Origin of the sequence: Nostoc sp. UHCC 0251 (genome assembly GCF_034932245.1) — a bacterium.
GTDB lineage: Bacteria > Cyanobacteriota > Cyanobacteriia > Cyanobacteriales > Nostocaceae > Nostoc.
The window spans coordinates 1-2,830 of sequence record NZ_JAYGHD010000234.1; the positions used below are offsets into that span (position 1 = coordinate 1).

Sequence of the window (2,830 nt, forward strand, 5' to 3'; positions counted from 1 at the left end):
GGCTTTGGTGCGTTACGCTGTCGCTAACGCACCCTACGTATCTTTTCAAAAATCACATAGTAGTCCTATATTATTTAATTTCATAAAACGATCTAAAGAAACTAATTTTACTTTTGATTAAGCAACTATTGAATCGTAAAATATGTGATATACAATTCTCTAAATGCTTTTGAGAGCAATAAATAGCTAAAATTGGAGATATCAATGAATTTACCTGTAGTTGTAGATATTACTCTTGGTTTAGTCTTTATTTATTTGATTTTGAGCTTGCTAGCTTCGGAAATCCAGGAACTAATTGCCACATTATTACAATGGAGAGTTAAACATTTAAGAACTTCAATTGAATTACTTTTATCAGGTGGTAGTGAAAGTGAAAAATCAGATATTATTAATGCAATCCATTTAGTACAGAAACTTTATAACGATCCTTTGATTAATACATTGAATCAACAAGCCAAGGGTAAAGTAGAAAAGCATTTCCAGGAAATTACTAAAAAACCTGATAAAATAGTTCTAGAAAAACAAAGCGGTCCTTCCTATCTACCTTCTGAAACATTTGCAATTACTTTATTAGATACCTTAAAAATTCCCCAGTTAATTAATTATGTTAAACATCCTAGTGAAGAAGCAAAAACCAACTTGCAGATGATATTAGCCTCTTATAAAGAACTTAAAAAAGGTATTAATAATCCCAATAGTGTAAGTTACACAAAAATCCAAGAAATTTATGGAGAGATTGACCAAAAATTTATAGATTTTGTTAATAATGAGTTACCTGATGAAGTCCCTAATAGTTTAATTAAGAGCCTTAGTGTAATTGCTCAACGTAGCAGGATAAAGATTGACGATCTCACAGAGGAAGTAAATCAATTTAAAAATGAAGTAGAAACATGGTTTGATCGCTCGATGGATCGAGCAAGCGGTGTTTATAAGCGAAATGCCAAAGGAGTTGCTATTTTAATTGGAATATTAGTTGCCTTTTTAACTAACACTGATACATTCCACTTGGTTAAAAGACTATCGGAGGATTCGGTTATTCGCTCTACTATTACTCAAAGTGCAAGTCAACGAATCGATTATATCAATGATGAAGCAGCCAGAAAAGATATTGAAAAACTATTAGGCAATTCTTCTATACCGATTGGATGGCAAAATATTAATCAACAGTTTGAGTTATTAGATACTACGAAATCGAATAGAGTTTACATCAGAATTTCACAGGTTTTTAAATTAATTTGCGGTTGGATAGTGAGTGGTTTCGCTATTGCTATGGGTGCGCCTTTTTGGTTTGATATACTCAATAAATTTATCAATGTGCGGAATGCAGGGCCAAAACCTGTTGCGTATACTAAGGATCAAACGTCTCAAAAATAGTGTTTTAATTAAATCAAAAAATAAAAATAACTTGGAGTTTTAATTCTTTATTCTGAAAAGTAATCTCTATTTGCCTAATAAATTCTCGAAAGTAAAATCGTCGCTCTGTTTCCGACAAATCTAACCAAAATTGTGGTATTGAAACAGCTTGAGCAACAGAACGCAAGTTAACTGGGGGAAGAGTCGCCAACTTTGCTTCAAGTGCAGAAATTTCTGTGCGGAGTTTGTAAGCCCTTAACTTTGCTGTTTCAACATCTAAAATTCCAGTTTCAATTAACGCGGGTAACTGAGCGAGTATTTCTTGCTGACGAGCGATCGCTTGCCCTAAACTATTCTTGACTGCATCCAACTGAGGAAAATTCATCCCCGCTACAGCTAAGGGTAAGTCACGGCAAACGGTTTCAATTGTATGTTCTAAAACCTCTTGGTAGGCAATAGCTTTACACTTGGGGCGTTGAGGACAGCTAGTAGAACGTAAATAAAGATACTCCTTATCTTGGTTGCGTTGGGTGACACGAGTAACTGTCAGATGTGACTGACACTCAGCACAGACAACCAACCCAGCTAAAGAACGCCTAGCACTAGCAGTTCGGGATGGTAAACGGCTGTTACGGCGTAAAAGTCGATCAACTTGGGCTGCTTCTTCTTTAGAGATTATCGGAATATGGGTATTAGAGATAATTTCACCATTTTGGTAAGCTGTATTGCCGCGATAAACTGGATTAGTTAGCCAGCGTCTTCCTGTGGTTACAGAGATTTTTTTACCGTATTTTTTCGCCAAGTAACGAACTGAACCCCGCAGGGAACCATAAAGTAAAAAGTGTTCAAAAAAATCTTTGACTACTGGTGAAGTACTGCGATCAACAGTATATTTTCCCTTACCTCTGCGATAGCCGTAGGGAACTTTGCCCGGTGGCGGTGCAACCTCAAGACGATTACGGGCGTGTCCTTGACGGATGCAACGACTGCGTTGCTGACGTTGAATTGCGTGTAGCAAATTTAGCAAGTCAGCCCCCAAAGGGTAATTTTCGGAAGTGTAGGGCTGTTCTGTGGCGATTATCGCTACTCCGATTGCTTCGAGTTGATGTAAGCGATCGCTAATTTCCTCTACAGTATCCCCTAATTCTTCCAATCGACGAATCAAGAGATAATCTGCTGGTTCAGTTTCGCAATCGGTAAATAATTGTTGTAATTGCGTTCGCGTAGCGTGTCCAGAAGACTCTGGCTTACCCAAATCTTCATAAACCCGATCCACCTCCCATCCCCAATCGGCTTGATCGGGAGCAGATTCTAATAGCGGATTGGTGTAAGAGTAGGCAATTATTTTCATTAGTCATTAGTCATTAGTCATTAGTCATTAGTCATTAGTCATTAGTCATTGGTCATTGGGCATTGGGCATGGGGCATTGGGCATTAGTTATTCTCCTTGTCCCCCTCTGCTTCCCCTGCTTCCCCT

The 2,830-nt window shown here is 37.7% G+C and carries 2 protein-coding genes; one reads left to right on the forward strand and one right to left on the reverse strand.

Annotation, left to right across the window (positions count from 1 at the left end; genetic code table 11):
- Positions 1 to 204: 204 nt before the first annotated feature.
- Positions 205 to 1,374: a hypothetical protein gene (locus VB740_RS17725; protein ID WP_323201274.1), complete on the forward strand. Its 1,170-nt coding sequence runs from the start codon at positions 205 to 207 to the stop codon at positions 1,372 to 1,374.
- A 13-nt stretch (positions 1,375 to 1,387) separates the two neighbouring features.
- On the opposite strand, the gene VB740_RS17730 is transcribed toward VB740_RS17725, so the two are convergent.
- Positions 1,388 to 2,704 (reverse strand): recombinase family protein, encoded by a 1,317-nt coding sequence (locus VB740_RS17730; protein ID WP_323201275.1) that lies wholly within the window; start codon positions 2,702 to 2,704, stop codon positions 1,388 to 1,390.
- Positions 2,705 to 2,830: the final 126 nt, after the last annotated feature.

Excerpts from the sequence above, each read along its gene's own strand:
- VB740_RS17725 (WP_323201274.1), top strand. The coding sequence starts at position 205 with ATGAATTTACCTGTAGTTGTAGATATTACTCTTGGTTTAGTCTTTATT.
- VB740_RS17730 (WP_323201275.1), bottom strand. The coding sequence starts at position 2,704 with ATGAAAATAATTGCCTACTCTTACACCAATCCGCTATTAGAATCTGCT.